This is a genomic window from Streptomyces griseoaurantiacus (genome assembly GCF_036189845.1).
Taxonomy (GTDB): Bacteria; Actinomycetota; Actinomycetes; order Streptomycetales; family Streptomycetaceae; genus Streptomyces; species Streptomyces griseoaurantiacus.
In genome coordinates, this window is sequence record NZ_CP108326.1 from 538,811 (window position 1) to 565,345 (window position 26,535).

At 74.8% G+C, this 26,535-nt stretch carries 25 protein-coding genes; 14 read left to right on the forward strand and 11 right to left on the reverse strand.

Features of this window, described 5'->3' with window-relative positions; translation table 11 throughout:
* Positions 1-183: 183 nt before the first annotated feature.
* Positions 184-375 carry a putative ATP-grasp-modified RiPP gene (gene tgmA, locus OHB09_RS02455; RefSeq protein ID WP_006140439.1) on the forward strand — a complete coding sequence of 64 codons (192 nt, stop codon included), beginning with the start codon at positions 184-186 and terminating at the stop codon, positions 373-375.
* 15 nt (positions 376-390) lie between these two features.
* Positions 391-1,470 (forward strand): ATP-grasp ribosomal peptide maturase, encoded by a 1,080-nt coding sequence (gene tgmB / locus OHB09_RS02460; RefSeq protein ID WP_328921541.1) that lies wholly within the window; start codon positions 391-393, stop codon positions 1,468-1,470.
* Here tgmB and OHB09_RS02465 read toward each other — a convergent pair.
* The 6 genes from OHB09_RS02465 to OHB09_RS02490 form a co-directional block, all read right to left on the reverse strand.
* Positions 1,376-2,662, reverse strand: a complete 1,287-nt coding sequence (locus tag OHB09_RS02465) for an ABC transporter substrate-binding protein (RefSeq protein ID WP_328921542.1) — start codon at positions 2,660-2,662, stop codon at positions 1,376-1,378. The two genes, tgmB and OHB09_RS02465, sit on opposite strands and share 95 nt — an antisense overlap.
* Positions 2,659-3,816, reverse strand: a complete 1,158-nt coding sequence (locus OHB09_RS02470) for a branched-chain amino acid ABC transporter permease (RefSeq protein ID WP_371788800.1) — start codon at positions 3,814-3,816, stop codon at positions 2,659-2,661. The genes OHB09_RS02465 and OHB09_RS02470 overlap by 4 nt, the downstream gene beginning before the upstream one ends.
* The gene (locus OHB09_RS02475) at positions 3,809-4,705 is read right to left on the reverse strand and encodes a branched-chain amino acid ABC transporter permease (RefSeq protein WP_006140436.1); all 897 of its coding nucleotides are present in this window, start codon (positions 4,703-4,705) and stop codon (positions 3,809-3,811) included. The genes OHB09_RS02470 and OHB09_RS02475 overlap by 8 nt, the downstream gene beginning before the upstream one ends.
* A complete protein-coding gene (locus tag OHB09_RS02480; protein ID WP_191854633.1) occupies positions 4,702-5,532 on the reverse strand; it encodes an ABC transporter ATP-binding protein in 831 nt (276 codons plus the stop codon). Before OHB09_RS02480 ends, OHB09_RS02475 begins: the two co-directional genes overlap by 4 nt.
* Complete coding sequence (locus tag OHB09_RS02485; protein ID WP_319118206.1) at positions 5,529-6,362, reverse strand: ABC transporter ATP-binding protein; 834 nt, start codon at positions 6,360-6,362, stop codon at positions 5,529-5,531. Before OHB09_RS02485 ends, OHB09_RS02480 begins: the two co-directional genes overlap by 4 nt.
* A gap of 171 nt (positions 6,363-6,533) precedes the next feature.
* Complete coding sequence (locus OHB09_RS02490; protein ID WP_234551929.1) at positions 6,534-7,841, reverse strand: PucR family transcriptional regulator; 1,308 nt, start codon at positions 7,839-7,841, stop codon at positions 6,534-6,536.
* 369 nt (positions 7,842-8,210) lie between these two features.
* Here OHB09_RS02490 and OHB09_RS02495 point away from each other — a divergent pair, with 369 nt between their 5' ends.
* Positions 8,211-9,104 (forward strand): Gfo/Idh/MocA family protein, encoded by an 894-nt coding sequence (locus OHB09_RS02495; protein ID WP_006140432.1) that lies wholly within the window; start codon positions 8,211-8,213, stop codon positions 9,102-9,104.
* Positions 9,105-9,143: 39 nt separating this feature from the next.
* Here OHB09_RS02495 and OHB09_RS02500 read toward each other — a convergent pair whose 3' ends face one another.
* Entirely contained in the window at positions 9,144-10,769 is a 1,626-nt protein-coding gene (locus OHB09_RS02500) for a catalase (protein WP_191854635.1), read from the reverse strand.
* Between the two features lie 193 nt (positions 10,770-10,962).
* Here OHB09_RS02500 and OHB09_RS02505 point away from each other — a divergent pair, with 193 nt between their 5' ends.
* Positions 10,963-11,268 (forward strand): hypothetical protein, encoded by a 306-nt coding sequence (locus tag OHB09_RS02505; protein WP_328921543.1) that lies wholly within the window; start codon positions 10,963-10,965, stop codon positions 11,266-11,268.
* A 156-nt stretch (positions 11,269-11,424) separates the two neighbouring features.
* Here the strand turns inward: OHB09_RS02505 and OHB09_RS02510 are convergent, their stop codons facing one another.
* Positions 11,425-12,276 (reverse strand): alpha/beta fold hydrolase, encoded by an 852-nt coding sequence (locus OHB09_RS02510; protein WP_328921544.1) that lies wholly within the window; start codon positions 12,274-12,276, stop codon positions 11,425-11,427.
* Positions 12,277-12,379: 103 nt separating this feature from the next.
* On the opposite strand from OHB09_RS02510, the gene OHB09_RS02515 reads away from it, so the two are divergent.
* Entirely contained in the window at positions 12,380-12,793 is a 414-nt protein-coding gene (locus OHB09_RS02515) for a winged helix-turn-helix transcriptional regulator (protein WP_328921545.1), read from the forward strand.
* A 398-nt stretch (positions 12,794-13,191) separates the two neighbouring features.
* Here OHB09_RS02515 and OHB09_RS02520 read toward each other — a convergent pair whose 3' ends face one another.
* Positions 13,192-14,250 (reverse strand): acyl-CoA dehydrogenase family protein, encoded by a 1,059-nt coding sequence (locus tag OHB09_RS02520; protein WP_234528231.1) that lies wholly within the window; start codon positions 14,248-14,250, stop codon positions 13,192-13,194.
* A 106-nt stretch (positions 14,251-14,356) separates the two neighbouring features.
* Here OHB09_RS02520 and OHB09_RS02525 point away from each other — a divergent pair, with 106 nt between their 5' ends.
* Together OHB09_RS02525 and OHB09_RS02530 are read left to right on the forward strand one after the other, a co-directional pair.
* Positions 14,357-15,376 (forward strand): AraC family transcriptional regulator, encoded by a 1,020-nt coding sequence (locus tag OHB09_RS02525; RefSeq protein ID WP_328922981.1) that lies wholly within the window; start codon positions 14,357-14,359, stop codon positions 15,374-15,376.
* 48 nt (positions 15,377-15,424) lie between these two features.
* Positions 15,425-17,749, forward strand: a complete 2,325-nt coding sequence (locus OHB09_RS02530) for an FUSC family protein (protein WP_213088753.1) — start codon at positions 15,425-15,427, stop codon at positions 17,747-17,749.
* Between the two features lie 28 nt (positions 17,750-17,777).
* On the opposite strand, the gene OHB09_RS02535 is transcribed toward OHB09_RS02530, so the two are convergent.
* On the reverse strand, positions 17,778-18,767 hold the full coding sequence (locus tag OHB09_RS02535) for a helix-turn-helix transcriptional regulator (protein ID WP_328921546.1): 990 nt from the start codon (positions 18,765-18,767) through the stop codon (positions 17,778-17,780).
* A 112-nt stretch (positions 18,768-18,879) separates the two neighbouring features.
* Here OHB09_RS02535 and OHB09_RS02540 point away from each other — a divergent pair, with 112 nt between their 5' ends.
* The 7 genes from OHB09_RS02540 (at position 18,880) to OHB09_RS02570 (ending at position 25,751) form a co-directional block, all read left to right on the forward strand.
* Positions 18,880-19,302 carry a VOC family protein gene (locus tag OHB09_RS02540; RefSeq protein ID WP_167792654.1) on the forward strand — a complete coding sequence of 141 codons (423 nt, stop codon included), beginning with the start codon at positions 18,880-18,882 and terminating at the stop codon, positions 19,300-19,302.
* Between the two features lie 233 nt (positions 19,303-19,535).
* On the forward strand, positions 19,536-20,630 hold the full coding sequence (locus OHB09_RS02545) for a winged helix DNA-binding domain-containing protein (RefSeq protein WP_328921547.1): 1,095 nt from the start codon (positions 19,536-19,538) through the stop codon (positions 20,628-20,630).
* Between the two features lie 103 nt (positions 20,631-20,733).
* Positions 20,734-21,462, forward strand: a complete 729-nt coding sequence (locus OHB09_RS02550; RefSeq protein ID WP_191854641.1) for a nucleotidyltransferase family protein — start codon at positions 20,734-20,736, stop codon at positions 21,460-21,462.
* Positions 21,459-21,815 carry a BON domain-containing protein gene (locus OHB09_RS02555; RefSeq protein ID WP_234528693.1) on the forward strand — a complete coding sequence of 119 codons (357 nt, stop codon included), beginning with the start codon at positions 21,459-21,461 and terminating at the stop codon, positions 21,813-21,815. The genes OHB09_RS02550 and OHB09_RS02555 overlap by 4 nt, the downstream gene beginning before the upstream one ends.
* The gene (locus OHB09_RS02560) at positions 21,812-22,576 is read left to right on the forward strand and encodes a metallophosphoesterase family protein (protein WP_319118220.1); all 765 of its coding nucleotides are present in this window, start codon (positions 21,812-21,814) and stop codon (positions 22,574-22,576) included. The genes OHB09_RS02555 and OHB09_RS02560 overlap by 4 nt, the downstream gene beginning before the upstream one ends.
* Positions 22,577-22,662: 86 nt before the next feature.
* Entirely contained in the window at positions 22,663-25,371 is a 2,709-nt protein-coding gene (locus tag OHB09_RS02565) for a SpoIIE family protein phosphatase (protein WP_328921548.1), read from the forward strand.
* A 116-nt stretch (positions 25,372-25,487) separates the two neighbouring features.
* Positions 25,488-25,751, forward strand: coding sequence for a WhiB family transcriptional regulator (locus tag OHB09_RS02570; RefSeq protein WP_006140417.1), 264 nt, complete (start codon positions 25,488-25,490; stop codon positions 25,749-25,751).
* Between the two features lie 52 nt (positions 25,752-25,803).
* On the opposite strand, the gene OHB09_RS02575 is transcribed toward OHB09_RS02570, so the two are convergent.
* Positions 25,804-26,475 (reverse strand): class I SAM-dependent DNA methyltransferase, encoded by a 672-nt coding sequence (locus OHB09_RS02575; RefSeq protein WP_191890308.1) that lies wholly within the window; start codon positions 26,473-26,475, stop codon positions 25,804-25,806.
* Positions 26,476-26,535: the final 60 nt, after the last annotated feature.

The following is a 26,535-nucleotide window of genomic DNA, read 5'->3' on the forward strand; positions in this document are numbered from 1 at the left end:
GAGGCCTCTCGGGTCCCCTCGGCACGAGTCCCGCCTCAACTGCCCCAATGGTTACAGAGGGTGAGGCAACCATTCACTCGTTCGATTCGTATATCCGGGTGGAAGCGGCGCGGGCCCTCGGTCACAGGGGGCATCCGGAGCACCACCGACCGCTTCTCCGGAGTTCTCGAGCGAGGAGAAACGATGCAGCTGTTCGCCCTCAACTATGCCGTCCCTGTGGAAGAGTTCGAGGTCAGCGCTCCGTACACCTACGACTCCGCACTGCAGTTGAACCTCCTGGCCAACGGCCGCATCGCCGCCCACGACGCGGCGCTGATGCGCGAACTCGGGGCGACCACCTCGACGGCCGGGTCCAAGACCCACTTCGACGACTGAACACGGGGCGCGACGATGACGGTGCTGATCCTCACCGGCGAGGAGGACGTGACGGCGGATCTGGTGGTGGCCCAGCTCCACGCCCTGGGAGCCCCGGTGGTCCGGCTCGACCCCGCCGACCTGCCCGGGGCGGTGTCCCTGTCCGGGGAGTACGTCCACGGCCGCTTCCGCGGCCATCTGTCCGCCGGGGGGCGGCTGGTGAGCATGGACGGGCTGAGATCCGTCTGGGTGCGCAGACCCGGCACGCCGGCGGCCCGGGCCGGCTGGCCCTCCGACTGGCTGAGCGAGGAGTCCGGGCAGGCCCTGTACGGCATGCTGCGCAGCGCCGACGTCCGCTGGATGAACCACCCCGACGCCGCCCGCCGCGCCCGCTACAAGCCCTGGCAGCTACGACTGGCCCAGCGCAGCGGACTTCCGGTGCCGGCCACCCTCATCACCACGTTCCCGCAGGCCGCCCGTGACTTCGCCGGACGGTACCCGGACCTGGTGGTCAAGCCCGTCTCGGGCACCCATCCGCAGCACCCGCCCCGCGCGGTCCCCACCAGCAGGGTCGCCCCGGGCACGGACTTCTCGGCGGTCGCCCACGGGCCGACGCTGCTGCAGCGCCGCGTCGCCAAGCGCGCCGACATCCGGCTGACCGCCGTCGGCGACCGGATCCTCGCCGCCCGCAAGGCGGTCTCCCCCGACGCCGGCCCCGACGAGGTCGACGTCCGCTTCGCCCGCTCCGACGCCCCCTGGAAGCCGGTGGAGGTGCCCCCGAGGGTCGCCGAGGCCGTGCGCGGCTATCTGCGGGAGGCGGAACTCGCCTACGGGGCCTTCGACTTCGCCGAGGACGCCGACGGCATCTGGTGGTTCCTCGAGTGCAACCAGTCGGGCCAGTTCGGCTTCGTCGAGGCGGAGACCGAGCAGCCGATCGCCCGCACGGTGGCCCGGTGGCTGGCCTGCGAGGACGGCGCCGAGCCGGACACCGGGGACGGCGGCAGCACCGTCCCCGCACCGCTCAGCGGCGGGAGGAGAGGTACGCCCGCACACCCGGCGCCTCGTGTGCGTCCTCCTCGTTCACCAGACCGCCCACCGCGTTCGCGTCCGGCTTGAGCACGTACGTCTTCAGGCTCGCCGGACGTGCCTCGTCGGAGAAGTCCTGCGGGGTGCCGAGCCCGGTGTCGAGGTGCTTCTGCGTCCGGTGCGCCGCCACCACGTCCGCTCGCTCCAGGCTTCCCCTCGCGCACGCCTTCTTCAGGTCCGCGCCCAGGAGCCGGGCGGCGTTGTAGCCGGAGAGCACGCCCGAGTCGACGACGGAGCCCGGGTACCTCTTCCCGTACGCCGCGACCATGCGCTGCACTCCCGGGATGTCGGCGCTGACCGCGGGGGCCGCGCTGACCACGTGCAGCATCCCCTCCAGCGCCTTGGCCGCGGGCGTCTTGAGCAGTTGGGGCGCGAAGCCCGGGGCGCTGCTGACGATCGGCACCTTCAGTCCGCGTGCGGCGGCCACCCCCGCGAGCGAGGCGGTCTGGGCGGGGCCCGCGCTGATCAGCACGGCCTTGACGCCTGCCTTGCGCAGCGCGGTGACCTGGGCGGACAGGTCGGTGTCGGTCGCCTTGATCTTCTGTCCGACCACCTTCATCCCGGCCCGCTCCGCCGCCCAGGTGGAACCCTGGAGGGCGTTGGCCCCGTAGTCGCCCTCGAAGTAGACGTGGCCGAGGGCGTCGCCCTTGCCGACCTTGCGCGTACGGAGGAGATGGTCGACGGCGGCGAGCATGTCGACGTCGTAGGTGGTGCCCACGACCTGCACGGAGTCCTTGCCGAGCAGGTCGGCCGACCAGGCCTGCGGGAAGGTGAGCATGTGGTCGCGGCCGAGGTCGTCGAGGAGGGCGGCCACCACCGGGGAGCCGACCACCTGCGGCAGCGCGACGACGTTCACGGAGAGGTCGGCGTAGGCGCCGACGGCCTTCTGCACGTCGTAGCCGTGGTCCTTGACGGTGATGCGGACCTTTCGGCCGCAGATGCCGCCGTCGGCGTTGGTCTCGTCGGCCCACATCTGCTGGGCCTGCACGATGCTCTTGCCGAGGGTGGCGTACGGGCCGGACAGGTCGGTCAGGGCGCCGAGCCGGATGACGGAGTCGCTGACGCCGGGTCCGGTGCGGACGCCGTCGGCGCCGTCGCCGCCGGACTGCCCGGCCGACTTGGAACTGCACGCGGCACCGGCCAGCAGGACGGTGGCCAGGGCCGCGACGAGGGCGGGGCGGAGGACGCGGCGCGGGAGGCGCGGGGTGTGCGGGGCGTTCACGAGGTGGGCTCCTTGGTTCGGGCGGCGGAGGACGGCGGCCTGGGGGCCGACGGGCCGGTGTCGGCGGGGGTGCGGCGGGAGCGGAGGCGGGTGGTGGCGCGGCGCAGGCGGGCCGCCGCTCCGTGCAGCCCGTCGGGGGCGCGGAGCAGGACCAGGACGACGGCGGCGCCGTAGAGGTAGCGGGCGGCCTCGGTGGGGCCGAGGCCGCCCTCGGTGGTGCCGGGGGCGGCGAGGAAGGGAAGGTGGTCGGCGTACCGGGCCATCAGCAGCGGCAGCGCGGTCACGAAGCAGGCGCCCGCGGTGGCGCCCGCCACCGAGCCGAGGCCGCCGATGACGATCATGGCGAGGTAGTCGACGGACAGCGCGAGCCCGAAGTAGTCGGGCACGACACGGCGGAAGGCGAGCGCGAGCAGCACTCCGGCGAGGCCCGCGTACATCGAGGAGACGACGAAGGCGGCCGAGCGGTGGCGGGCGACGGCCACGCCGAGCACCGACGCGGCCGTCTCGCTGTCGCGCAGGGCCACCAGGGCCCGGCCCGGACGGCCGCGCAGCAGGTTCCGCGCGGTGTACCAGGAGCCGGCGAACAGTGCGAGCCCCAGGTACCACAGCCGCTCCTCCGCCCCGAACGGCACACCGAGGACGAGGAGTTCGGGCTCCTGCGCGGTGAAGGCGAACCCGCCGAAGGCCATCGGCGGCACCGAACGGCCGTTGAAGCCGCCGGTGACGGTGCCGGCGGCGAGCAGCAGGTGATGGCCGAGGAAGACCAGCGCCAGGGTGGCGACGCCGAGGTAGATGCCGCGTACCCGGCCCGCCACGGGGCTGAACAGCAGCCCGGCGAGTCCGGCGAGCGCGACGGCGAGGACGAGGGCGAGCGGGGGCGGCAGCCCGGGGCCGGGCTCGCCGGCCAGCCAGACGTAGCCGTAGGCGCCGACGGCGATAAAGAAGGCGTGTCCCAGGGAGAGTTGGCCGGCCGTACCGGTGAGCAACGAGAGCCCGACGGCGCCGATGGCGGCCGCCGTGCAGAACAGTCCGAGGCGCAGCCAGAAGGCGTCCAGGTAGAAGGGGAGGGCGCACAGCAGCGCCGGTACGGCCAGGAGGAGGACGGTGCGGGCCGGCGGCCGGCGGAGGCCCGCCGTTCCGGTGGGTTCAGACACGGACGGCCCCCTTCGCGCCGAACAGCCCGGTGGGCCGCACGAGGAGGACGAGGACCATCACCGCGTACGGCGCCACGTCGGCGAAGCCCTCTCCCAGCACGTGCAGTTGCGTCTGGTAGCCGGCGACGAGGGCCTCGGTGAGCCCGATCAGGGCGCTGCCGGCGAGGGCGCCGCCCGGGGAGGCCATGCCGCCGAGGACGGCGGCGGGGAACGCCTTGAGCGCGATCTGCCCGGTGGTGCGCTCCAGGCCGGGTGCCGGGAAGGCGGCGAGGAAGACGGCGGCGAGCGCGGCGAGCGCCCCGGCCAGGCACCAGGCGAGGGTGCGGACGCGGGCGAGCCGGATGCCCATGAGGGCGGCCGCCTCGGTGTCCTCGGCGGCCGCCCGCAGCGACAGCCCCCAGGGGGTGAGCCGGAAGAGGGCGAACACCGCGCCGATGGCGACCGCCGACACCGCGAGGGCGGCGAGCCGGCTGTCCGCGACGGTGACCGGGCCGAGGGTGGTGACGGCGTCGCCCCAGGGGTCCCCGAGGGTGAGCAGGTCGCCGCCGATGCGCCGGGTCAGCTCGGTGGCGAGCAGGAGGTCGACGCCGAGGGTGGCGATGGTGCGCACATGAGCGGTGCCCGGTTCGGTGCCGTCCCCGCGCAGCAGCAGCCGGTCGACGGCGCCGGCCGTCAGCGCGGTCGCGAGGACGGCGGCGGCGAGGGCGCCCGCGAAACCGAGGGGGCCGTGCAGCACGGCGGTGAGGTAGCCGCCGAGCAGGAGCAGCGAGCCGTGGGCGAAGTTGAGGACGCCGGAGGCCCTGAAGACGATGACGAAGCCGAGGGCGACCAGGGCGTAGACGGCGCCGAGGGCGAGTCCGCCGAGCGCGAGGTCGAGCAGGTCGGTCATGCCGCGTCCTCCCCGGTGCCCTCGGCGCCGAGGTAGGCCCGGAGCACCTCGGGGTGGCGGCGGACCTCCTCGGGGGTCCCGTGGGCGAGGGGCCGGCCGAAGTCGAGGACGGTGACCTCGTCGGCGAGCCGCATCACCAGGGCCATGTCGTGCTCGACGAGCAGGACGGACAGGCCGAGCGTCTCCCGGACGCGTCGGACGACGTCGGCGGTGCGGGCCCGTTCGGCGGTGTTCATGCCGGCCACCGGTTCGTCCAGGAGCAGTACCCGGGGCTCCAGGCACAGGGCGCGGGCGAGTTCGACGCGTTTGCGGTCGCCGTAGGAGAGGTGGGCGACGGGGGCGTCGAAGTGGGGGCCGAGGCCGACCAGTTCGGCGAGTTCACGGGCCCGTTCCCGGTGGGCGCGCTCCTCGCGCAGGGCCGAGGGCAGGCGCAGCGCGGTGGCGGCGTATCCGGCGCGGGACAGGGCGTGCCGGCCGAGCATGAGGTTGTCGGCGACGGTGGTTCCGGTGGTGACGAGGTTCTGGAAGGTGCGGGCCAGGCCGAGGGCGGCGATGCGGTGCGGGGCGAGCCGGGTGAGGTCGGTGCCGCCGAGCAGGACCTGTCCGGCGTCCGGGCGGCACAGTCCCGACAGGACGTTGAAGCAGGTCGACTTCCCGGCGCCGTTGGGCCCGATGAGGGCGTGCACGGTGCCCGGCGCGACGGTGAGGGAGACCCCGTCGAGCGCCGTCAGCCCGGCGAAGCGCACGGTGACCTCGCGGATCCGCAGCGGCGGGGGTGGCCCCGGGTGGTGGGACGCGGCCGGTCCGCCGCGCTCGCGGGCGTTCACGCGGCCCCCCGTCCGCCGGACGGGTCCTCGGGGGTCCCGTCCGGGTCCTGGCCCAGGTAGAGGCGGCGCACGGCGTCGGTGCGGGCCAGTTCCCCGGCGGGTCCGGCGAGCCGGGTGCGGCCCACCTCCAGGACGTACGCGTGGTCGGCGAGGGCCAGCGCCAGTCCGGCGTTCTGCTCCACCAGCAGCACCGAGGTGCCCTGTTGGTGGATGGTGCGCACAAGGGCGGCGATGTGCTCGGCCATGCGCGGGGCGAGCCCGAGGGAGGGTTCGTCGAGCAGCAGCAGCCGGGGGTCGGCCATCAGGGCGCGGCCGAGGGCGAGCATCTGCTGCTCGCCGCCGGAGAGCAGGCCGGCGGGTTGTCCGCCGCGTTCGGCCAGCCGGGGGAAGAGGCCGAGGACGCGGTCGCGGGCCGCGCGCCGCGCGGCGGGGGTGCGGCGGCCGGGGCCGAGGGCGCCGGCGCGCAGGTTCTCCTCCACGGTGAGCCCGGCGAACACCCGCCGCCCTTCGGGTACGTGTACGACCCCGGCGCGGACGGCGGCGACCGGGTCGCGGCCGTCGAGGACGGTGCCGCCGTAGCGGATCCGGCCGCCGGTGACGGCGCCCCGGTGGTGGCGCAGCGTGCCCGAGAGGGCCCGCAGCAGGGTGGTCTTGCCGGCGCCGTTGGCGCCGAGCAGGGCGACGATGCCGTGCGCGGGAACGGTCAGGGAGACCGCGCGCAGCGCGGAGACGGTGCGGCCGTAGGTGACGTACAGGTCCTCGACGTGCAGGCTCGGCTCGGGTGGCGGCGGGGCGGGGGACGGCGGCTCGGGTGACGGCGGTGCGGGCATCGCGGCTCCTCGGGGCGGGGAGCGTTCACGACAGCACGGGCGGGCGGGGGCGCACAGGGCGGCGGCGGGGGTCGGGGCGGGGGTCCAGCGGGCGAGGGGCGCGGTTGTGCGCGGGCCCAGGGCACGCGGGGAGGGGTGCGGTACGCGCGGAGCCCCGCCCGGGGAGCGGGATCATCCGGCGTCGGACCGCAGGCGGTGCGCGGTGAGCGCCAGGCTGAGTTCGGCCGCGTCCGCCGGCCGCCCCAGCACCCGGCCCGTCAGCCGCTCGCACCTGCGCAGCCGGTTCAGCACCGTGTTGCGGTGGCAGAACAGCCGCTCCCCCACCCGCCGTGCGGAGCCCTCGCACGCGAACCACGCGGCGAGCGTGGCCAGCAGGACCTCCCGCTCCCCCGGCTCCACCGCCAGCAGTCCGCCGAGCACCCGCGCGACCAGCGCCGCCCCCAGTTCGGGACTGGCCAGCAGCAGGGCTTCCGGCAGGTGCTCGTCCAGCCGTACGTGTCCGCCTCCCGGCGGGCAGATGCCGAGTGCGAGGTCCGCCTGGGCGCGTGCCTCGCCCACCGCGGCGAGCCCCTCGGCCACCGCACCGATCCCGACCCGTGCCCCGGCGAGCGGTTCCGCACCCGGCCGGGGCAGTGCCTCGGCATCGCCCTCCGGCAGGAGGACGATGCCGTGGTCCGCCTCCGCGCCGGTCTGCCAGTGCACCCGGGCCCCGGCGGGCACGAGGGCGGCCCGCAGGGCGCCGTCCTCCCCCGTGCGGGGCCGCCCGGGCCCGGCCACGGCGAGGACGACGTACCGTCCGTCCTCCGGCAGCCCGAGCGCCCGCGCGGTCTCGGGCAGGTCGGCGATGCGGCTGGTGCCGTCGAGGAGTGCGGCGGCCAGCACCCGCTGCCGGTTCTCGCGCCGCCACAGCAGGTGCCGCTCGGCCTGCCGGTACGCCTCGGCGACGAGCGTGCAGTGCTCGTCGACGAAGTTCCAGACGTCGGCCGCCACGTGGATGAGCAGCCGGGTGTCCTCGGGCGCCGTCCGGGAGGTCTCCTCCACGAGGGCCTGCCAGACCAGGGACCCGCCGAGCCGGAAGGCGTGCAGCAGAGCGTCGAGGGGCAGCCCCTCCTCCGCCCGGACGGTGCCGATCCGCCAGGTGCAGCGCCGGGCGGCCTCGCGGGTGCCGCGCGGGTCGAGCAGGGAGGCGACGCTGTGACGCAGCGAGCGGTGCGCCTCCTGGCGGATGCCCTCGGGATCGCGTGCGAGGGCGGTCCGGTAGGCCGGCTCCTGCTCGCGCAGGGCGGCGAGCAGCCGCTCGGTGAGTTCGGGCAGGTCGTCGAGGAGGGTGCGGGCGGCCCGGTGCAGGACGCCGAGGGCGTCGGCGTCGATGAGGGAGCGCACGCGGGGGCCGCGCGGGGGCGGGGCGGCCGGCGAGGGCGGGCGCGGCGCCCCGCGTGGCCGTGCGTAGGGCATGGCGTGCGGCAGTGCGTGCTGCATGACGGTCCTCCCCCGGGCCGGGCTGTCGGGCAGTCCTGCCCCGAAGAATGACATACCGTCCGGTCGGTCCCCAGGGGTGTGCACACACGATTCCGGTACGGGCGCGGGAGAAGGGCGGCGGGGCCCGTCCCTCCCCGTCCGCCGGGTGCCGGCGCCGCGTCCGCTGGGCCCGTGCCCCGCGGACGGCCCACCGGGCTGTGCGCGCGCACAGCCTCCCGCGGCCGGGCCGGCCGGGGGTGGGGGTGTGTGGCGGGCGCCTCCCGTGGCACCCTCACGGCACGCGGGCGCGTGCCGTCGGTACGGGCGGGCCCGGCATGGGACATCGGCACGGACGTGGGACATCGGCACGAGGGAAGGCAGCGGCACAGCATGCGGATCGGACTGCTCGGCACCGGACCCTGGGCGCGCACGGCGCACGCGCCCGCACTCGCGGCACACCCGGAGGTGGAGTTCACCGGGGTGTGGGGGCGGCGCCCCGAGGCCGCCGGGGAGCTGGCCGCCCTGCACGGCACGCGGGCCTACGAGGACCTCGACGCGCTCCTCGCGGACGTGGACGCGGTGGCGGTGGCGCTGCCCCCGTCCGTACAGGCGGAGCTCGCGGCGCGGGCCGCGCGGGCGGGCCGTCATCTGCTGCTGGACAAGCCGGTGGCGACCACGGTCGCCGGGGCGCGGGCGCTCGCCGGGGCGGTGCGGGAGGCGGAGGTCGCCTCCGTGGTGTTCTTCACCACCCGCTTCCAGCCGGCGACCGAGGCGTGGATCGCCGAGCAGTCCGCGCGCGGCGGCTGGTTCACGGCCCGCGCGGAATGGCTCGGCGCGGTGTTCACCGGGGACAGCCCCTACGCGGCCTCACCGTGGCGGCGGGAGAAGGGGGCACTGTGGGACGTGGGCCCGCACGCCCTGTCGGTGCTGCTGCCGGTGCTCGGGGACGTGACCCGGGTGCGCGCGGCCGGACGGGGCCCCGGGGACACGGTGCACGGCGTGCTGGAGCACGCGGGGGGCGCGTCGAGCACGGTGACCCTGAGCCTGACGGCGCCGGTGGCGGCGGCCGGTGTCGGCGTGGAGTTCCGGGGCGAGTCGGGGGTGACCTCGCTGCCGGGTGCCACGGGAACGGTCGTGGAGGCGTTCGGGCGGGCGGTCGACACCCTGGTGGAGGCGGCCGGGGCGCCGCCCGCCGGACGGGGCGTCGCCTGCGACGCGGCTTTCGGCCTGCGGGTCACGGAGATCCTGGCGGAGCTCGAGGAGGTGCTGGGGGCGCGGGGATGAGGGCCGTGCGGGGCCCTCACCGCCGTCGCCCCCGAAGGCTCAGCGGGTGACCTCGTGGCGGGTGTCCGGGACGCAGTGGGTCATGGTGAGGCCCTCCACGTTCCGGGGCGGGTTCTTGCCCAGCTTGCCCAGGCGCTCGCGGTCCTCCTCCGTGAGGTTCTGGTTCGGCAGGGGCTCCAGGCCCAGGACGTCGTCGGGGGTGATGCCCAGGCCCTCGCCGACCCGCAGGCCGAGGTCGTTCTCGACCAGGAGGAAGTGCCAGACCATGCGCTCCTGCACCGGACGCTCGCACTGGGAGAGCTGGCCGACGAGGTTCTTCACCAGGTCCTCGCGCTCCCAGTCCTCCAGCAGCAGGTACCGCTGTCCCGCCTGGAGGTAGTCGTTGGTGCGCGGGATCCGCTTGCGGGTGAGCCGGCCGCGGATCTCCGGGCCCTGCTCGTCATGGGTGGGATAGTCCGCCTCGTGCAGACCGCCCATGACGGAGGGCTCGTAGTTGACGATCGGGTTCTGCCCGCCGCCGTCCACGTGGTACGTCATCCGGCCGTCGCGCTGGTTGGTGCGCACCTCCGCGTGCTTCGCCTGGTTGACGGGGAGCTGGAGGTAGTTGGGGCCGACCCGGTGGCGCTGGGTGTCGCTGTAGGAGAAGGTCCGCCCGACGAGCATCTTGTCGTCGGAGAAGTCCAGGCCGTCCACCAGGACCCCGGTGCCGAAGGAGATCTGCTCGTTCTCCGCGAAGAAGTTCTCCGGCATCCGGTCGAGCACCATCCGGCCCACCGCCCTGGGCGGGAAGTCCTGCTCGGGCCAGGTCTTGGTGTCGTCCAGCGGGTCGAAGTCCAGCTCCGGGTGGTCGTGGTCGTCCATCATCTGGACGAGCAGCTCCCATTCCGGGTACTCGCCGCGCTCGACGGCCTCGTAGAGGTCCTTCGTGGCGTGGCCGAGGGAGCCGGCCTGCACGTTGGCCGCGTCCTCGGCGGTCATGCTGCGCACGCCCTGTTTGGGCATCCAGTGGTACTTGACGAGGACCGAGCGGCCCTCCCTGTCGATCCACTTGTAGGTGTTGACGCCGAAGCCCTGCATGTGGCGGTAGTCGGCGGGGATGCCGCGCGGGCTGAACAGGTTGACCAGCATGTGCATGGACTCCGGGGTCTGCGACATGAAGTCGAAGATCCGCCGGGGCTGCTGCTCGAAGGTCACCGGGTCCGGCTTGAGGGCGTGGATGACGTCGGGGAACTTGATGGCGTCGCGGATGAAGAAGACGCCCAGGTTGTTGCCGACGAGGTCCCAGTTGCCGTCCTCGGTGTAGAACTTCACCGCGAAGCCGCGGGGGTCGCGGGCGGCCTCGGAGGAGTCCCGGCCGCCGATGACGGTGGAGAAGCGCACGGCGACCTCGGTCCGCCGGCCGCGCTCCTGGAAGAGCTTGGCGCGGGTGTGGCGTTCGATCGGTTCCTCGCCCCAGGCGCCGTACGCCTCGAAGTAGCCGTACGCCGTGACGCCGCGGGCGTGCACGACCCGCTCGGGGATGCGTTCCCGGTCGAAGTGGCTGACCTTCTCCAGGAACTGGTAGTTCTCCAGCGTCGCGGGGCCGCGGGCGCCCACCGTGCGCTGGTTCTGGTTGTCGTAAACGGGGTGGCCCTGGCGGTTGGTGAGTACCTTGCGGTCCGGCATGCGCGGGAACTCCTTCGGTCGGCACGGTGATCGAGGGCTCACGCCCCGTCCACCATCACTCCGCGCGCGCCCCGCGGCACGCGCAACGCGTCCGTACGCGCACGCGGGGCGGCGCGCACGCGAGGCGGAGCCCGTGGGAGCCGTGGGGCTCCGGTCGCCGCATGTGGCGGCGGCCGCCGGGTACTCGCCGCGCATGACGAACGAACGTGATTCCGACCGCGAGGACCCCGGGACCGCAGCCCGCTCCGCGGAGACCGCCGATGAGGAGCGCGCCGCGTCCCGTCCGTTCAGCTACCCCTACCCGGAGCGGCGCGCGGGCGTCCGCGCCACCCGGCACATCAGCCGCGAGGAGGCCGACGCGGACAGCGTCCCCGGTGTGCCCGGCGGCAGCAGCGGCACCGCCCCCGACCCCGAGGAGGGCCTGGACCCGTCCGACGCCGCGGACACCGTCGCCGGGGGCGAGCCGGAGCCCGGCGGGAGCACCGACCAGGAGCGGTGAGCCGCTGCGGGGCCCCAGCCCTAGTGAGGCGGGGCGGGCGCCCCCGCGGACCTGCCGTCGATCCTCCGCGGACCTGCCGTCGATCCTCCGCGGACCTGCCGTCGATCCTCCGCGGGCCCGCCTCAGGGACCGGGCCGCCCCGCCGCTGGAGCGCGGTCACGCCGCTCTCGCGTCCCCGCCGGCCAGGAACGGGCGCAACAGCGCGAGCAGGGCATGCGGCCGGTGCAGGGGGATGATGTGGCCGCAGTCTTCGATGACGTGTCCGGTCAGATCGTCGGTGATCGGGCGGAGCTGGCGTTCCAGCGCGGCACCGACGGGCCGGGCGCCCAGCGCCATCGTGGGCACCGTCAGGCGGCTGGTGGTGACCGCCTGCTCGATCTGTACCGCGCTCTCGGGCAGGGCCCGGTAGTACGAGAACGCGCGGCTCAATGCCTGGCGGCCGGTGTACGCGCGGACGAAGGCGTCCCGGAGGGCGGGGCGCACCCCGTCGCCGAGCGTGCCGGCGTTCAGGAACCAGTCGACGTAGGCGGCCTCGTGGCCCTCCAGCACGGTCTCGGCGAGGCCGGGCGCGGCGGAATGGAAGCCGAACCACCACGGTGGCCCGCCGGCGAGGAAGTCCTCGGCGCCGGGCAGCCTGCCCAGAAGGGCCTCCATGACGACCAGTCGCCGGACGAGACCGGGGCGGCGCAGGGCCAGGAGGACGGCCGGCGGGGTACCCGCGTCGATGCCCACCACCGCGGCCGAGGTCACGCCGAGCGTGGTGAGAAGCGCCGCGGCGTCCTCGGCCAGGGTGCCCGCGTCGTACCCGGATGCGGCCTGGCTGCTGGCGCCGAACCCGCGCAGGTCCGGCGCGATGACGCGGTAGCGGCCGGACAGGTCGGCCATGATGTCCGTCCACAGCTCCCAGGTGTGCGGGAAGCCGTGCAGCAGCAGGACGGCCGGGCCCGATCCTGCGAGGGCGACGTTCAGTTCGACACCGTTGACGGGGACGCGTCGCAGCTCGGGCATGGAGGGGCTCCAGGTGTGTGGTGTGTGAGGGTGACTACGTCACGGTAGGGAACTAACCTGGTCACTCCAAGACGGCACTTTTCCTTCAGGTGGTGAGCCCGGGGTGACCACGTCGAGGCCCGGCGAACCCCGCCGGCGGCCCGGTGAGCGGGGTGATCTGCTGGATCCGCGCTGCCCGACCCGCCAGTTGCTCGACCGCATCGGCACCAAATGGACGTCGATGGCGGTCAAGGTGCTGGCCGAGGAGGCTCCGGGCGAGCTCCGTTTCGCGGAACTGCGGCGCCGTGTCCCGGGCATCTCACAGAAGATGCTGTCCGTCACCCTGCAGAGCCTGGTCCGCGATGGCCTGGTCGCGCGCCGCGTGGAGCCCACCGTGCCGCCCGCCGTCCACTACCGGCTCACCGGGCTCGGCCTGTCCCTCGAAGGACCGCTGTCCGCCCTGCGGGTCTGGGCCGAGACGCACATGCCGGAGATCGACCGCAGCAACCAGCTCGCCGACGAGTCGCTCCTCGGCTAAGGGCTGTCCCGCAATCCCCGGCGGGCGTGCGACGACAGCTACGGCACCTCGCCGCGTTGTCGGAACGTCCGCATACATCCAGTATGCGGACGCCCCTCCGCCTTGCGATGCACCGCATCTGACGCCGCACGCTGATCCACCAGGCATTACGGGACAGCCCTTAGGGCCTCGATCGAATGAGCCGGCCACAGCCACTCGTCGATGTCCGCGACGGGGACGGTCGCCCCGTAGCGGACCGCCACCCGTCATACCGCCTGCCGGTCCCCCCGCTGCCCGGCGGTGCCGACGACCGACATGGCCTTCTGTCTCTGCTCCACGGCCAGGTGCGGCTCGGTGGTGAGCAGGGGCACTGGTGAACGGGCAGGTCCCGCAGGCGAACGGGGGATGGTCCGACGTCGTCAGGAGACCAGGGCGGTGCCCAGGCCCTCCGTCGCGAGGTAGGGGTTGAGCAAGGGGTGGCGGCTGCCCACCGCGACGTCCCGCCAGTAGAGCTGCAGCGCGTTGGTGGTGCGGAAGCCACTGGCACCGTGCAGGTCGAGCAGCCGCTCGACGGCGCCCCTGCAGTCCCTCGCGGCGCCCGTCAGACTCATCTGCAGGCGTGCGCGGTCGAGTTCGGCGAGGCCGGCCCGCGCGCTGTCGCGGGCGACGGCCAGCATGCTCTGCTCGGCCCGGTCCACAAGCCGCGCGGCGTCGGCGAGCCAGTGCCGTGCGCCGGGGGACTCGCCCATACTCGCGTAACCCGTCATGTATGGCTTACGAGGGGACTCGAACATCTCCTGGACCACGTCCAGCGCGCCCCGCGTCGCCCCGACCACCGGCGCCAGGACACACAGGGCGAAGAACAGCCGGTCCTGCGGTTGCGGCAGGGCGGCGGGGGCAGTCCGCCAAGTCGGCACCAGAAGGCCATCGGCGACCAGGCGCTGGCTTCCCGTGCCGCGCATACCGGCCATGTGCCAGTTCCGTTCGACGGCCAGGTCCGCGACCGGCACCGCCATGACGTGGTACGCGCCGTCGATCATCAGCGCGAGCTGTGTCCAGTCGGCGTCCTCGGAGCCGGATACGGACTCCCACCGGCCGGTGACCCGCACACCGTCCGCCTCGCGGACTCCCCGTGCCGTGGGAGCTCCGCTGCCGCAGACCAGCGCGTCGGGATCCTCGAAGTGCTCCTTCTGTATCGGTTCGCCGAAACTCTGGGCGAAGAGGGTCTTGGCGGTGGCGCACGTTCCAGCGACCCAGGCGGCGGACGGGCAGGCCCGGCCGATCTCCGCCAGCCGGACAGCGCAGGTCGTCGCGTCGGCGCCGGCGCCGCCGTACTGGACGGGCGTACGCAGGGCCAGTGCCCCACTGCGCCGCAGCGCTTCGACACTCGCCGCCGTCAAGCGGTCCTGCCGTTCGGTCTGCTCCGCTTGCTCGAGCAGTATCTGGTGGTACTCAAAGCCGGCCTTCGACTGAATCATCACCTCTCCGAGCCAACCAGCGGTCTCGCCGGTCGGCCATGGCCGCGTGATGCGGCGGCATACGAGTATGTGCGCGCGGGGCCGTTGTTAGCCTTGTTTCGTGGACATGGTGAGCGAGACGATCCGCAGTGTTCGGATCGGCCGTGCCTACGCCCGCCGCACCAGGGAGTCAGGAGCCTGGGGCATGCGGTACGACGCCTTCACCGGCAGCGGCTTCCATGTCGTACTGCACGGCCGCGGCTGGCTCATCACCGCGGACGAGCCGCCTCGCGCCCTCGGCCCGGGCGATGTCGTTCTCGTCCCGTCCGGTGTGCGGCACGGGCTCAGCCACGCTCCTCGCGCGCTCGACGACCTGCCTCCCGGCGACATGAGCGGGCAACCGCCGCCGGACGGTCCCGCCGACTTCGAGTTCCTGTGCGGGGTCTACCGCCTCGACCAGGGGCAGGTGCACGAGTATCTGCTCTCCCTGCCCGACGTCATCGTGACCACGCACGACGGCGGCGAACCCGAGCTGGCGTCGTTGGTCGGCCTGCTCGTCGCGGACCTGTCCGAGGCGGGTCCGGGCATGGAGGCGACCCGCTCGGCACTGCTGGATCTGTTGCTGGTGCACGTACTGCGCGGATGGCTGCGCACTCACCCCGGCCCCGACTGGCCTCTCGTCAGAGATTCGTCCGTGGTCGCGGCCCTGCGGCATATCCACGGTGAGCCGCACCGGGCCTGGACCGTGTCTCAGCTCAGCGCCGCCGTCGGTATGTCACGCACCGCGTTCACACGCCGTTTCACCGGGCTCCTGGGCAAACCGCCCCGCGCCTATCTGACCGGGGTGCGGCTGTCCCGGGGCGCCCAGCTGCTGCGGGAGACCGACGCGCCGCTGGCGGCCGTCGCACGCCAGATCGGGTACTCGACCGAATTCGCGTTCGGCACCGCCTTCCGCCGGGAGTACGGCGTCTCCCCCGGCCGTTTCCGGGACGGTGCGCGGTCCGGGCCCGTGGTCGCCGGGCCCGTGGTCGCCGGGCCCGTGGTCGCCGGGCCCGTGGTTCAGGACGGCCGTCACGCAGATGCCGGGACGGCGCCCGGGCCGCGGGGCGCCGCGGGGACGGCCCCCCGGGGCGGGCACGGGCGTTGAGCGCATCCCGTCCACCACCCGGAGGGAGCCCACCGCGCTCGGCATGACATGCTTTACGTGCGGATCTTGGTCGGCAACGGGAGGAAGTACGGCGGCGTGAGCGAAGCGGCACGACCGGTCCGGAACCGGGTCCTGGACCGTCTCTCGGCGTCCGATCCCGGGCTGCTGCGGCTGATGTCCGGACTGCGGACGGTGGCCTCGATCGGGCTCACCCTCGCCGTCCTCGCCCCGTTCGGGGCCTCGGTGCCGCACCTCGTGGGCGGCGCGATGACCGCGATGGTGTCCACCTTCGCCATCCGGGAGAAGGAGCGGCGGCCGCAGGCCGTCACCCTCGCGCTCGGCCTGCCCGTGGCGCTCCTCGCGGTCACCCTCGCCTCGCTGCTGCAGAAGTACGTCGTCGGCGGCGACCTGTTCTTCCTGCTGCTGATCTTCGCGGCGGTCTACAGCCGCAGGTTCGGGGACCGCGGGACGGCCCTCGGGCTCATCGGCTTCCAGATGTACTTCGTCTCCCTGTTCGTCGGCGCCACACCGGGCGCGCTGCCCGTGCTCTACGCGGCGCTGATCACCGGGTTCGCGTGCAGCGCCGTGGTGCGCTTCGGCGTCGTGCGGGACACCCCCGAGCAGGTGCTGCGGCGGCTGCGCGACGCCTTCCGGGCGCGCCTCGCCCAGTTGCTCTCCGCCCAGACGGACCTGCTCGACGCGGCCCCCGACGAACTGGACTCCGCCCTGGACGACGTACGGCGGCACACCGCCCGGCTGCACGAGAGCGCGATGCTCGTGCAGGGACGGCTGGAGCAGGGCACCGACGACAGCGCGGCCGCCACCCTCGTGCAGCGGCGCGTCGCCGAGGCGGAGATCGCCGCCGAACGGCTGGGCTTCCTCGTGCTCAGCGCGCGCAGCGCGGAACGCGCCGACACCCTCGCCCTGCACCTCCCGAACGCCCCCGCGCCCGCCCCCGGCGACCGGCTGCCGGCCCGGGACGACGTCACCCGGACCCTGCGCCGGGACCTGCGGGCGCTGCAGTTGCTGGTGGACAGGCCGGCCGCCGCGGCGGGCCACAGTTCCGTGGCGTACGTGCGCAACCGGCTGCTCGGCTACCGCGACGAGGACAACGTGCCGGCCGGTCCGCCCGCCGTGCAGGACGTCTTCCGGGGGATCGGCGAGGCCGCCAAGGCGGTGCTCGGTCTGCGGCTGGCGCTGGACGGTCCCCAGGACGAGTCCGACGACAGCGCCGCCACCACCCGCTCCCGTGAGGAACTGGACGCCGAGGACGCGGCCATCGCGGGTGCCGAGCGGGAGGCGGAGGAGGAGCCCCGGGGCTGGAAGCGGCCCACCACCCGGGCGGCCGTGCAGGTGTCGGTGGGCTCCGCGCTGGCCATCGTGGGCGGCGAGTTCCTCTCCAGCCAGCGCTGGTACTGGGCGGTGCTGACCTGCTGGGTCGTCTTCCTCAACACCGCGTCCACGGGCGAGATCCTGGTCAAGGGCTACCGGCGGGTGCTGGGCACGGTGTGCGGCGTGGTCGCCGGCGCCGGGCTGGCGGGACTGACCGGCAACCACACCTGGACCGCGTTCGCGCTGGTGCTGCTGCTCATCTTCGCGATGTTCTACACCGCGCCGCTGTCCTACGTGCTGCTGTCCTTCTTCGTCACCGCGATGCTGGGCATGCTGTACACCTTGCTGCACACCTACAGCCTGTCGGTGCTGGTGCTGCGCATCGAGGAGACGGCGCTCGGCGCGGTGTGCGGGATCGTCGCGGCGGCGCTGGTACTGCCGGTGCGCACCGACCAGCGCACCGACGAGCTGCTCGCCACCACGCTGATGCGGCTCGCCGACGTCAGCGAGGCCGCCGTCGAGCAGCTCAGCGGCGGTCCGGCGGTGGACCTGCTGGACCAGGCGCGGGACCTCGACAAGGCGCTGGACGACCTGCGGGCCTCGACGAAGCCGCTGACGCATCCGATCACCCCGCTGCGCGGGCGGCGGCAGACGGCCCGCTATCTGGTGGCGCTCCTGGAGACGTGCGCCTACCACGCGCGGTCGCTGGCGGCGACGGCGGAGCTGGTGCCGTACAGCCGGACGATCGCGGCGGATCCCCGGCTGAAGCTGGCGGGACGCCGTATCTCGCACAACATCGAGGTGCTGCTCGCCCAGGTCCGTGAGGAGCGGACGGAGGCCGCGGACGGCACCCGCAAGGAGATGGAGTCGGGGCCGAGCCTGGCCTCCCTGCTGGACCCGGGCGAGACCCGCAGTCCGCGCCCGGGCAGCGTCACCCACCGGGTGCTGAGGCATCTGCAGCGGCTCGACGAGGGCGTCATGGGTCTGGCCCGTCCCCTGGGCGTCACGGCCCCGGCGACGGAGCGCGCCGCACGGCGCTGACACCTCCGCGCCGGGCGGGGGCGGGGTGTCATTCGGGGCCCGGCTCCGCGGCGGCGGCGTAGCGTGCGGCCAGGCGGGCGCAGGCGGCGCGGAGTTCCGGCGGGCGCACGCGTGCGAGGGTGGTGTCGAAACGGCCCAGGGCGGCGGCCAGGGCGGTCCAGGACCAGGAGCCGGTGGTGAGCCGGCAGCGGTCGGGTCCGAGCTCCTCCACCAGCCCGTCGCCCGCGAAGGGGGCGACCTCGGCGGCCGGGCGGCCGAGGACGGCCTCGCCCCGGCAGGGCCAGTCGGGCGTGCCGCCGTCGGTGCCGCGCAGCCTGCCGGTGAGGAACGCGGAGACACTGCGTGCCGGGAGGGCCCGCGGGGCGAACCGCGGGCCGGTCGGTGTGCGCGGGCGAATGCGGTCGACGCGGAAGATCCGCCAGTCGGCGCGGTCGAGGTCCCAGGCCACGAGGTACCAGCGGCCGTGCCGGGTGGCCAGGTGGTGCGGTTCCACCCGGCGGGGGCCGCCCGCCGCCGTGTCCGGCCCGCCGGTGTGGTCGAAGCGGAGCTGCTCGCGCGCGTGCACCGCGCGGCTCAGCTCGACCACGACCCGGGGGTCGGGCGCCGCGCCGCCGGGCGCGGGAGCGGGCACGGCGACGGTGCCGCGCAGCAGCTCGATGCGGTGGCGCAGCCGGGACGGCAGGACCTGCCCGAGCGCGGTCAGGGCGCGGGCGGCGTCCTCGGCGACCGCCGTCCCGTCGGCGGCGGTGTGCAGGGCGACCGCCAGTGCGACGGCCTCGTCGTCCTCGAACAGCAGCGGCGGCACGCGGGTGCCCGCGCCGAGGCGGTAGCCGCCCGCCGGGCCCTTCACCGTCGTGACCGGATAGCCGAGCTCGCGCAGCCGCCCGATGTCGCGGCGGACCGTGCGCGGGGTGACGGCGAGCCGCTCGGCGAGTTCGCCGCCGGACCAGCCGGACGGGTCGCGGCGGGTCTGGAGCAGCGAGAGCAGGGCGAGCAGCCGTGCGGACGTCTTCTGCATGCATCCGATTCTGCGCGCGGTAGAGGACACGACCTGTCCGCTACCGCTGCGAGTGTTCCCTTCGAGCCCGGGGCCGCACGGTCCCGGGCACCGTCGAGGAAGGGAGCGGACCATGTCCGTCACCACGACCACCCATCTCAACTTCCGGGGCGCCGCGCGGGAGGCGCTGGAGCACTACGGGTCCGTCTTCGGCGGGCGCACCGTCGTCGTCACGTACAAGGACGCGGGCGCCGTCACGGACGAGGCCGAGGCCGACCGGGTGCTGTGGGGCGAGGTGGTGGGCGAGAACGGCTTCCACGTCATGGCCTACGACGTGCCCTCGCGGCTCCCCCACGAGCGGGGCGCCAACCCGTTCTTCGTGTCCGTGCGCGGGGACGACGGCGCCGAGATCACCGCCCTGTGGGAACGGCTCGCCGAGGACTCCGAGATCGTCCGCCCGCTGGAGCCCTCCGGCTGGGCGCCGCTGTACGGCATGCTGACCGACCGGTTCGGCGTGACGTGGGTCCTGGACGTGACCGCCCCGTACGCCGGCTGATCCCGCGCGTCGGAGCGGGTCCGGGCGGCGGCCCCACGGCGGCGGCCCCACGGCGGCGCCCGGGGCCCGCTCCGGCGAGCCCGCCCCGCCCGGACCCCGGGCCCGCTCCGGCGAGCACCCCGTCCCCGCCTCGGACCTGTCCCGGCGAGCACCCCGCCCGTGCCTCGGAGCCGTTCCGGCGAGCTCCGCCCCGACCCCGGCCCGTCGCACGGGCCCACGACACGGAGACCTCCATGACCACCGCCACCGTCCTCGACGCCACCGCGCTCAACCGCGCCACCCTCGCCCGCCAGCACCTGCTGGTCCGGGCGGACCTCTCGGTGACCGAGGCGGTGGCCCATCTGTGCGGGATGCAGGCGCAGGAACCGCAGGAGCCGTTCCTCGGCCTGTGGTCCCGGCTGGCCCGCTTCGAGCCCGGGGCGCTGAATGCCGCGCTCTCCGGCCGGGAGGTGGTGCGCACGCACCTGATGCGCCGCACCGTGCACCTGGTGACCGCCGAGGACGCGCTGGCCTGGCGCGCGCGTCACGACGCCATGCTGCGGCAGCGGGCGGTCGGCGCCTACCGGCGGGAGCTGGACGGCATCGACCTGGACGAACTCGCCGCCGCGGGCCGCGCCGTCATGTCCGACGGGCGGGCGCGCACCATGGCCGAACTCGTGGCCCGGGTGGAGGACCGCTGGCCCGGCCGGCCGCGCCGGGCGCTCGGGGAGCTGCTGGTCGCGGGCCTGGTGCCGATGGCGCAGTTGCCGCCGCGCGGCCTGTGGCGGAGCACGGCGGGCGTCCGCAATCTGCCGCTCGCCGCCTGGCTGGGGCGGGACGTCGAGCCGCTGCCCGCCGACGCCGCCGATCCCGTGGGGCAGCGGCTGGTCCGCCGCTATCTCGCCGCGTACGGGCCGGCCGCCACCGCCGACCTGCGCGCCTGGTGCGGGCTCGCCGGTCTGCCCGCCGCCGTCAAGGCCGTGCGCGGGGAGCTGGTGTCCTTCCGCGACACGCGCGGACGGGAACTCCTCGACCTGCCGGACGCCCCGCGCCCGGACCCGGACACCCCGGCGCCCGTGCGGTTCCTGCCCGCCTTCGACAACGCGGTCCTCGGCTACCGGGACCGCGGCCGGATCATCGACGAGGCCCATCTCGGGCTGTCCGTCGCGGGCCACCGCGTGGTCCTCGTCGACGGGCGGGTCTCGGCCACCTGGACCGTGCGCGGGGAGCGGCTGCGGGTGAGCCCGCTGCGCCCGCTGTCACCCGCGGAGCGGGAGGCCGTCCACGCGGAGAGCCGTGAGCTGGCCGCCTTCCTGGACGCGGAGGCCGAGGACGTCCCGGCCGGGTGAGACGGCCCCGTGGGACTCCTCGCCGTCCGGCGGCCGCCCCCGTGTCGATCCCGGGCGGCCGGGTACCTGCAACAGCACCGATCGCCGGAAAAGGGGGCAGCAGATGAGGCCGCACGCCGACGACGCCGTCGAGGACCGCGCCGGCGTTCCCGGGCTGAGGCTGGCCGCGCCGGGCGCGGCCGCCCTGGGTGGGGACATGGAGGGGACGGGAGCCGGGGCCGCAGGTGACACTGCGGAGAGCGCCCTGCCGCGCGACCGCAACCAGGCCATCCTGGAGGCGGCCAAACAGGTCGGCGCCATCCTCAAGCGCGAGGGGCACCCCTTCGCCCTGGCCGGAAGCGTCGCGGTCTACGCCCACGGGGGCACCGGAAACCTCCAGCACGACGTCGACTTCTGCATCCGCCCCGAGGACGCCGACGCGGTCGCGGGCACGCTGCGCGCGGCCGGCCTGAGCGTCTTCACCCCGCCGGAGGACTGGCTGCTGAAGGCGGGCTGCCTCGGCCAGCAGGTCGACCTGATCTTCGAGCTGGCCCACCGGCCCGTCGACGACGAGCTGCTCCGGCGGGCGCAGGAGCTGTCCGTGGACTCGGTGCGGATGCCGGTGCTCTCCCCGACCGATCTGCTGCGGGGCCTGCTCGCCTCCTTCTCCGAGCACCACTGCGACTTCGGGGCGGTGCTGCCGATCGCGCGCATCCTGCGCGAACGGGTCGACTGGGGGCTGCTGCGCCGGGAGTGCGGGCGGGAGCCGATGCCGGCCGCGTTCTTCTTCCTCCTGGAGCGCCTGGAGGTCGTCGCCCCGCCGCAGGCCGAACGATCCGGGGAGCAGTCATGAACCAGAGCCACTGGCCCGAGGACCCGCTGACGCCCGCGCGCGGTGCGGGCCGGGCACCCGTACCGTCCGGCGGGGACGCCGCCGGGGACGCGGGTCCCGCCGGGAACGTCGAGTACCGCGTCGCCCATCTGCGCGAGCGGCTCGCCGGGGAGGAACTCGGCGAGCTCGGCGCGCGGGTGGAGGTGCGCCCGGGTTCCGTGCTGGTCACCGGCACCGTCCCCTCCGCGCACTGCCGGGAGACGCTGCTGGCGACCGTCCGTGAGGAACTGGCGGGGATCGAGGGGATCGCGGTGCGCTGCGATGTCGTGGTCGCCGAGAACGCCGCCCCCGACCACGCGGAGGAGCTGTCGTGATCCGCGTCGCCGCCGTCGGGGACATCCACATGGGCTCCGACAGCCAGGGCCTGCTGCGGCCCGCGTTCGAGACCCTGCCCGAGTGCGCCGACCTGCTGCTTCTCGCCGGGGATCTGACCCGGCACGGCACGCCCGAGGAGATGCGGGTGGTGGCAAGGGAGGTGCGGGACCTGGCCGTGCCGGTGGTCGCCGTGCTCGGCAACCACGACCACCACGACGAACGGCCCGAGGAGGTGACCGCGATCCTGCGGGAGGCCGGGGTGCGGGTCCTCGAGGGCGAGTCGACGGTCGTGGAGTGCGCCGGGGTCCGGGTCGGCGTGGCCGGCACCAAGGGCTTCGGCGGCGGGTTCGTCGGCCGCAGCGCCGGGGAGTTCGGCGAGCCGCTGATGAAGGAGTTCGTCCGCGCCACCCGCCGCAGCGCCGACTCGCTGGGCGCGGCGCTGAAGGACCTGCACGGCCTGGGCTGCGACGTACGGGTGGCGCTCACGCACTACTCCCCCGTCGCCGACACCCTGGCCGGGGAGCCCCCGGAGATCCACCCCTTCCTCGGCAGCTATCTGCTGGCGGAGGCGATCGACACGGCCGGTGCCGATCTCGCCGTCCACGGCCACGCGCACCTGGGCACCGAGCACGGCATGACGACGGGCGGGATCCGGGTGCGCAACGTGGCGCAGCCGGTGATCCGCCGGGCGTTCAACGTGTACCGGCTGCACGCCCGGGAGGCGGGCACCGGCGAACCCGGGGCCGGCGCCGCCGCCTGACCCGGGGCGGCGGACGCGCGCCAGGGGATGCGCGCACGGGCCTGAGCGGCGCATTCTTGCTGTGTCACCCACGACGAGGAAGACCGATGCATGGGAGCGCCGAGCGCGAGGGCCGGGTGCCCGGGCCGCCGGGCACGGTGCTGACCGGCGCCGTGGCAGACGCCCTGCGCGCGGTCACCGGCCTCGCCGGCGGCGTCTATCTGCGCTCCGGCACACCCGGGGAACTGCGGCTCTCGGTGCTGGCCGGGCTGCCCGGCCAGCTGTTCCGGCCCTGGTGGCGGCTCACCGTGGACCGGCCCTTCCCCGCCGCGGACGCCTTCCGCACCCGCGCGCCGGTGGTGCTGGCCGACCCCGCCGAGACGATGCGGCGCTATCCGCAGCTCGCGGCCGGGCTGCCCTTCCGGTTCGGTTCCCTGTACGTGCCCGTCCTCGACGGCGAGCGCACCTACGGCGTGCTGACCGTGCTGCGGGCGGGAACCTCCCCTCTCGCCGAGGCCATGCCGGCCCGGGACCGGCTGGGGCCGATCGCGGACGCGCTGGGCGCGGCGCTGGGCGCGCTGGAGCGCGAGGGGGCGCGGGTGGTGTGGGACGGGGAGCCGCTGTGCGTCCGCCCGCCGGCGGCCGGTCGCCCGCCCCGCGGCCGGGCAGGACGCTTCACCTGGGACCCGGCGGCGGACGAACTGACCGTGGACGCCACCCTGCGGGCGCTGGCCGGACCGGGCGCCCGGGGCGGCCTGCGGTCGGCGCGGGACCTCGCCGAGGCACTGGCACCCGACGACGGGCACCTGGTGCTGGCCGCGCTGATGGAGGCGGCCTCCGGCCCGGTGCCACCGGGGCTGCTGCGACTGCGCTCCGCCGAGGGCGGGCGGCGGCTGCTGGAACTCCGGCCGCACGGGGAGTACCGGGGGGAGCCGCACGAACCGGCACACGGGGAATCCCGCGGGAAGTCCCGGGGGAATCCGCACGGATCGGCCCACGGGGAGTCCCGGGGTGAGCCGCACGTCCACGCGCCTCCGTGGGAGGGCCCGGCGGGACCCGGCGCCCCGGCCGGCTCCCTGATCCACGGGCTCGTCGTCGACCCGGAGCCGGGTCCGCCCGCGGACGGCGCGGCCGATCTGCTGCCCGACGGGGTGTTCGCCTTCGACCGCCTCGGCCTGCTCACCTACGTCAACCCCCGGGCCGCCCGCCTCCTCGGCCGGCCGAGGGAGACGCTGCTCGGGCGGCAGCTCTGGGAGGCCGTGCCCTGGCTGGACCGGCCGGTCTACGAGGACCACATCCGGGCCTCGCTGCTGTCCGAGGAGCCGGTGCACTTCCAGGTCAGCCGCCCCCGGCCGGACGCGCCCGGCCCCGTCGCCCGTGCCGAGGGGGGCCGGGCCGAGGGCGACTGGCTGACGCTGTCGCTGTACCCCGGGCCGGACCTCGTCACCTGCCGGATCGTTCCGCTGGGCCAGGTCGCCGAGACGGCGGAGGGAGCCCCGGCCGACGCGCCCGCCCCGGGGACCGTCCCCACGGTGGCGCCCACCGCCGGGCCGTCCGCCTCCGGCCTCCCCCCGGCGGTGGTCTCCACCGCCCCCCTGTACCGGCCCATCGTGCTGGCCATCGCCCTCACCGAGGCGCTGACGGCACGCCAGGTCTCGGAGGTGGTGATGCGGGAATTGCTGCCCGCCTTCGGCAGCGGACGGCTCGCGATCTACCTGCTGCACGAGGACCGGCACCTCTACCTCGCCTGGGAGCACGGCTTCCCCTCCGGCTTCCTGCGCCCCTTCGAGGGCGTGGCGCTGGACGCGCGGCTGCCGGGGGTGGAGACGCTCACCAGCGGCCGGCCGCTGTTCTTCGAGTCGATGCACAAGCTCGCCGCCCTCTATCCGGGGATTCCGCTGGACGCCACCGAGGGCGCCCGCGCGTTCCTGCCGCTGATCGCCTCCGGGCGCCCGGTCGGCTCCTGCATCCTCGGCTTCGACCGCGAACGCGGCTTCAGCGACGAGGAACGCACGGTCCTCACCGCGCTCGCCGGGCTGATCGCGCAGGCCCTGGAGCGGGCCCGGCGCTACGAGAGCGAGGCGGCCCTGGCCCGCGGACTCCAGGAGGCCCTGCTGCCGCACCGGTTGTCCGCCCATCCGCGGGTGGAGACGGCGGGCTGCTATCTGCCGGGCACCCAGGGCATGGACGTGGGCGGCGACTGGTACGACGTGGTCGACGCGGGCGAGGGCCTCGCGCTGGTCATCGGCGACGTCCAGGGGCACGGGGTGCAGGCCGCCGCGACGATGGGACAACTGCGCAGCGCGGTCCGCGCGTTCGCGCTCGGTGACCATCCGCCCGGTGAGGTGATGAGCAGCACCAACCGGCTGCTCATCGACCTCGACCCCGGACAGTTCGCCAGTTGCTGCTACATCAGGCTCGATCCGCTCACCGGCCTCGCCCGCGCCGCCCTCGCCGGCCACCCCCAGCCGCTGCTGCGCCACCCCGACGGCCGCACCGACGTCCTCGACCTGCCCGGCGGGGTGGTCCTCGGCGTGGCCCCCGAGGCCGAGTACCCGGTGACCGAACTCCGCCTGGAACCGGGGGCGGTGCTCGCCCTGTACACCGACGGACTGGTCGAACGGGCGGGGCACGACATCGACGAGGGCATCGGCGCACTGCGCACCGCCCTGACCCTGGCGGGCGGCCGCGGCGCCTCCGCGCAGCCGCCCTCGCTGCCCGGCGTGGCGGGTTTGCTCACCGACCGGGCCCGCCGGGCCGCCGACCGCCCCGACGACATCGCGCTGCTGCTGACCCGGCTCCGGCCGTACAGCTGAAGCGGCTTGTGCACACTCCGGTCGGCTTCTTACCGTCTTTTCGCCCTCAACCAGTTTCGGCCGTACACGGACAGGTCACCCGGACATGACCACCCGTCGCCACACAGGAGAGTGTCATGGACAACTGGCGAGACCGCGCCGCCTGCCGTACCGAGGATCCCGACCTGTTCTTCCCCGTCGGCACGACCGGCCCCGCACTGCTGCAGATCGAGGAGGCCAAGTCGATCTGCCGCGGCTGCCCCGTCCGCGAACAGTGCCTGGAATGGGCCCTGGAGACCGGCCAGGACATCGGCGTCTGGGGCGGCACCACCGAACTCGAACGCCGCGCCCTCAAACGCCGCCGCCGAGCGACCGCGAGCCGCCAGGGCGGCACGGGCTGAGACGACGGCTCCACGGGGACACCGCCGAATCTTCGCCCTCTGCGGGACCAACTCACCGCGCGGGAGCGGCAGTCGCCCGGCGCGCGAGGACGATCCCCCCGAGCGTGCTCTCCGCCGACGTCAGCGCTCTGTGTCGCTCGACGGTGAAACCGGATGCGTCGAGCCGGGCGATCACCCGGTCCGGCCGCCGCCGATGGACATGAACCTTCATCGGGTGCCCGCCGTAGCCCTCCGTCTTCAGCGTCGATCCCTCACCGACATGGAAGCTGAGCAGCAGCGGCGCCCCGGGGCGCAGTACTCGCCGAAAGTGCGCGAGGACCGTGTCCATCTCCTCGTCGGGTACGTGGATCAGCGAGTACCAGGCGATGAGGCCGGCCACCGAGGCATCGGGGAGGTCGAGTCGGGTCATGGAGCCGAGGTCGAACCGGACACCCGGGTGATCACGCCGTGCGACCTCCAGCATTCCGGGCGACAGATCGATCCCGAACGCGTCCAGGCCCAGGCCGCACAGGTGGGCGGTGACTCTGCCGGTCCCGCACCCCACGTCCGCCACGGGGCCTCCGCCCCGCCCGCGCACCAGATCGGCGAACAGCTCCAGAACAGCGCGCTCCTCCGGGTGCTCCGCCAGGAGGTGGCTGGTCAAGCGCGCGTAGTCGGCGGCCACGGTGTCGTAGGACGTCCGGGTGTCGTCCAGCCAGCCGCCGTTGTCCCGTCCCTGTTCCACGGCCCGACCCTACTCGGGCCCCGGGGGCTCGGGATCGGTCGTGGCGGCCCCGCTGGGCTC

Excerpts from the sequence above, each read along its gene's own strand:
- OHB09_RS02535 (WP_328921546.1), bottom strand. The coding sequence starts at position 18,767 with ATGCAGAAGACGTCCGCACGGCTGCTCGCCCTGCTCTCGCTGCTCCAG.
- OHB09_RS02495 (WP_006140432.1), top strand. The coding sequence starts at position 8,211 with ATGCGGATCGGACTGCTCGGCACCGGACCCTGGGCGCGCACGGCGCAC.
- tgmB (WP_328921541.1), top strand. The coding sequence starts at position 391 with ATGACGGTGCTGATCCTCACCGGCGAGGAGGACGTGACGGCGGATCTG.
- OHB09_RS02525 (WP_328922981.1), top strand. The coding sequence starts at position 14,357 with ATGGTGAGCGAGACGATCCGCAGTGTTCGGATCGGCCGTGCCTACGCC.
- OHB09_RS02475 (WP_006140436.1), bottom strand. The coding sequence starts at position 4,705 with ATGACCGACCTGCTCGACCTCGCGCTCGGCGGACTCGCCCTCGGCGCC.
- OHB09_RS02505 (WP_328921543.1), top strand. The coding sequence starts at position 10,963 with ATGACGAACGAACGTGATTCCGACCGCGAGGACCCCGGGACCGCAGCC.
- OHB09_RS02490 (WP_234551929.1), bottom strand. The coding sequence starts at position 7,841 with ATGCAGCACGCACTGCCGCACGCCATGCCCTACGCACGGCCACGCGGG.
- OHB09_RS02500 (WP_191854635.1), bottom strand. The coding sequence starts at position 10,769 with ATGCCGGACCGCAAGGTACTCACCAACCGCCAGGGCCACCCCGTTTAC.
- OHB09_RS02555 (WP_234528693.1), top strand. The coding sequence starts at position 21,459 with ATGAACCAGAGCCACTGGCCCGAGGACCCGCTGACGCCCGCGCGCGGT.
- OHB09_RS02520 (WP_234528231.1), bottom strand. The coding sequence starts at position 14,250 with ATGATTCAGTCGAAGGCCGGCTTTGAGTACCACCAGATACTGCTCGAG.
- OHB09_RS02545 (WP_328921547.1), top strand. The coding sequence starts at position 19,536 with ATGACCACCGCCACCGTCCTCGACGCCACCGCGCTCAACCGCGCCACC.
- OHB09_RS02510 (WP_328921544.1), bottom strand. The coding sequence starts at position 12,276 with ATGCCCGAGCTGCGACGCGTCCCCGTCAACGGTGTCGAACTGAACGTC.
- tgmA (WP_006140439.1), top strand. The coding sequence starts at position 184 with ATGCAGCTGTTCGCCCTCAACTATGCCGTCCCTGTGGAAGAGTTCGAG.
- OHB09_RS02570 (WP_006140417.1), top strand. The coding sequence starts at position 25,488 with ATGGACAACTGGCGAGACCGCGCCGCCTGCCGTACCGAGGATCCCGAC.
- OHB09_RS02565 (WP_328921548.1), top strand. The coding sequence starts at position 22,663 with ATGCATGGGAGCGCCGAGCGCGAGGGCCGGGTGCCCGGGCCGCCGGGC.
- OHB09_RS02540 (WP_167792654.1), top strand. The coding sequence starts at position 18,880 with ATGTCCGTCACCACGACCACCCATCTCAACTTCCGGGGCGCCGCGCGG.
- OHB09_RS02550 (WP_191854641.1), top strand. The coding sequence starts at position 20,734 with ATGAGGCCGCACGCCGACGACGCCGTCGAGGACCGCGCCGGCGTTCCC.
- OHB09_RS02530 (WP_213088753.1), top strand. The coding sequence starts at position 15,425 with ATGCTTTACGTGCGGATCTTGGTCGGCAACGGGAGGAAGTACGGCGGC.
- OHB09_RS02485 (WP_319118206.1), bottom strand. The coding sequence starts at position 6,362 with ATGCCCGCACCGCCGTCACCCGAGCCGCCGTCCCCCGCCCCGCCGCCA.